Annotated in this window: 4 protein-coding genes; all 4 read left to right on the top strand. The window is 63.5% G+C overall.

The features are described 5' to 3' along the window. The coding region (locus GXH28_RS15690; protein ID WP_304515807.1) for an alpha-ketoacid dehydrogenase subunit beta at positions 1–743 on the top strand (743 nt) is incomplete at its 5' end. A 61-nt stretch (positions 744–804) separates the two neighbouring features. Beyond that, a complete protein-coding gene (locus tag GXH28_RS15695; protein ID WP_169239952.1) occupies positions 805–1,713 on the top strand; it encodes a PH domain-containing protein in 909 nt (302 codons plus the stop codon). Next, complete coding sequence (locus GXH28_RS15700; RefSeq protein WP_169239953.1) at positions 1,710–2,639, top strand: NAD-dependent epimerase/dehydratase family protein; 930 nt, start codon at positions 1,710–1,712, stop codon at positions 2,637–2,639. Before GXH28_RS15695 ends, GXH28_RS15700 begins: the two co-directional genes overlap by 4 nt. A 66-nt stretch (positions 2,640–2,705) precedes the next feature. Beyond that, the coding region (locus tag GXH28_RS15705) for an NAD-binding protein (protein WP_169239954.1) at positions 2,706–2,873 on the top strand (168 nt) is incomplete at its 3' end.

A 2,873-nucleotide genomic window follows, 5' to 3' on the forward strand; every position in this document is an offset into this window, starting at 1 on the left:
CCAGCGGCATTTGCAACACGCCGCCGCTGGTGCTGCGCGTGTCGGTGGGCAACAAGTACGGCGCACAGCACTCCCAGGATTGGAGCACGCTGGTGGCCCACATCCCGGGGCTGCAGGTGTTCTTTCCGGCCACGCCCTATGATGCCAAAGGCATGCTGAACCTGGCGCTGCGCAGCAGCAATCCGGTCGTTTTCTTCGAGTCGCAGCGCTTGTACCCCGAGCCGGAGAAGCTCACGCCGGGTGGCGTGCCGATCGAGTATTACGAAGTGCCGCTCGGCCAGCCCATGGTACGGCGCATGGGCAGCGATGTGACGATCATCACCATCGGCGCGACGCTCTATGTCGCGCTCGAAGCGGCCCGTGAGTTGGAGCGATACGGCATCAGCGCCGAGGTGATTGACCTGCGCTTCCTCAACCCGCTCGACTACACACCCCTGGTTGCATCGGTGCGCAAGACCGGTCGGGCGATCGTGGCCTCGGATGCCTGCGAGCGCGGCTCGTTCGCCCATACGGTGGCCGCGAACCTGTCGCAACTGGCCTTCGACGCGCTCGACGGCCCGATTGCCGTGCTGGGCGCACGCAATTGGATCGTCCCACCGGCGGAGATGGAAGATCTCTTCTTCCCACAGCCGGCCTGGATCGTGGATATGCTGCACGAGCGCATTTTGCCCCTCCCAAGCTACACACCCAGGACGACGCAATCGAGCGATGAGATCGTGCGCCGTAACCGCTTGGGGGTATGAAGCGGGTATACTGTTTGGCGGCTGCGCGCGGGTCGCGCCGGCCACCGGTTTCGCATTCGCGATGAACGTATTCGAAGTGGATTCTCGGCTGGCGTTCACCAGCGGGGTGATTGCTACCGTCATCGCCGTGTTCGGCGCCATCGCATCCGCCATCGCAGCAGCGCTCGTCCCCCTGTCTGGGTTGACCTTCCTGTTCGTCGTGAGCGCGATAGCTTTGCTGGCGCTCGCCATCTGGTTGGGCTACCACACCTATCAACTGGCCTACGCCAGCTACTCGCTCGACCGTAACGCCTTCGTGATCCGCTGGGGGGCGTTGCGCGAGGTAGTGCCGATGGGCGACGTGCAGCGGGTGATCGCCGCCGAGGAGGTCGCCGACGAGCTGCGCCTGTTGCGCGTGCCGTTGCCGGGATGGTGGTTTGGCGTCGGAAGCCATCCGGCGCTGGGCAAAGTCCGCTTCTACGCCACGGAACCGCCTGAGCAGCAAATCATCGTCGTGACACCGGAGTGCAGCTACGCCGTGTCACCTTATGATGGCGAAGCCTTCTCGGATGCCTTCCGAATCCGGCTAGAGATGCGCCCGACACAGAACGTGACGCATGCAAGATTGTTGCCCGGCTTTGCAAACTGGCGCATTTGGCGCGACAAAACAGCGCTCACCTTGCTGATTCTGGCAGTCGCACTAAACTTGGCGCTGTTCGGCTTTAGCGCGATGCGCTTTCCGGCAGCCTCGGCACAGATCGCGCTGCACTTCGACGCCAGCGGGTCTGTGGACCGGCTCGGTGAGAAGTCGCAGCTGTTCGTGCCGCCGGCCTTAGGGCTCATCACGCTTGCCATCAGCTTGGTCGCCGGGCTCGGGTTGTATCGGAAAGGTGAGACGCTGGCTGCGTTCATGATATGGGGCGGCAGCGCCGCGACGCAGCTCCTGTTCTTCGTCGCGGCGCTCACCCTCGGGTTTACCTTGCCATCATGATTCTCGTCACGGGATCAACGGGCTGCATCGGTCGAGCCGTCGTCGAACGCTTGGTCTCTTCGGGACACCAGGTCAAGTGCCTGTTTCATTGGGGCAACGAGCATCCCTGTCCGCGCCGCGTCGTCATCACCGGTGGCGATGTGCGCAACGAAGATTCGATCTACGAAGCGATCACCGACGGCGGCGCATGCGACACGGTTGTGCATCTGGCCTATCTGCGCCGCGAGACCGCCGAAGACACCTTCGAGGACGTCAACATCGCCGGCACGCACAACGTGATTTCGGCGATGAAGCGGGCCAACATCAAGCGCCTGATCGTCGTCGGCTGCCTGGGCGCGGAATCGCGCTCGCCCTATCCGCTGCAGCGTAGTCTAGGCAAAGCGGAGGAGATCGTGCGGGCCAGCGGCCTAAACTTCACCGTGCTCAAGTCGGCAGTGGTGTACGGCGAGGGCGATTGGCTCACCTCGTGGCTGGCCGGCGTGGCCACCGATTTCCCATTCGTCATGCCGCTGCCGCACGGCGGTGCAACGAAAATGCAACCGATCTGGGTCGGCGACGTAGCGGCCTGCGTCGAACGCTGTTTGAACACCCGCTCCACCTTCCGCCAAGTAGTGCCGATCGGTGGCCCACAAGCGCTTACCCTCGCCGACATCGCGCAGCTCACCATGAAGGCCGCCCAGCGCCCGCGCCGCGTCGTGCGCGTGCCGAGCGCGTTCACCCGGCAGGTGGCCGCCTTCCTCGCGCGCTGTCGCAACGCGTTGACCGAGATGGAGATTGACGCGCTATCGTACAACCGCACCACCGAAATCGGCGGCGTGCACCGCGTGTTCGGATTCGCGCCGGCCAAGATGCCGACCAAGCTCGACTATCTCAATCCCCATCGCGAACCCCCGCCCTTGCCCGTACGCTTTAGATATAGTGGTTAGTTGCTGGCCGCTGGTTGTCAATCTCCAATCTCCCAATCTCTAATCCCTAACTCTTAACGCCGAGCCATGCCGCGCAACAATTACACGAACGAATTCGCCGTCATCGGCCTGGGCCGGTTCGGCTCCAGCCTGGCCCGCACGCTGGTCAGCCGCGGCGCAGTTGTGCTCGGCATAGATCGCTCGCCGGAATTAGTGCAGCAAATCGCCGATGAAATCACGCAGGCGGCTGTGCTC

It is taken from the genome of Candidatus Roseilinea sp. NK_OTU-006, from assembly GCF_012931985.1.
In the GTDB taxonomy this organism is placed as follows: domain Bacteria; phylum Chloroflexota; class Anaerolineae; order J036; family Brachytrichaceae; genus JAAFGM01.

Coding starts and splice junctions, on each gene's coding strand:
- GXH28_RS15695 (WP_169239952.1), top strand. CDS start 805: ATGAACGTATTCGAAGTGGATTCTCGGCTGGCGTTCACCAGCGGGGTG.
- GXH28_RS15700 (WP_169239953.1), top strand. CDS start 1,710: ATGATTCTCGTCACGGGATCAACGGGCTGCATCGGTCGAGCCGTCGTC.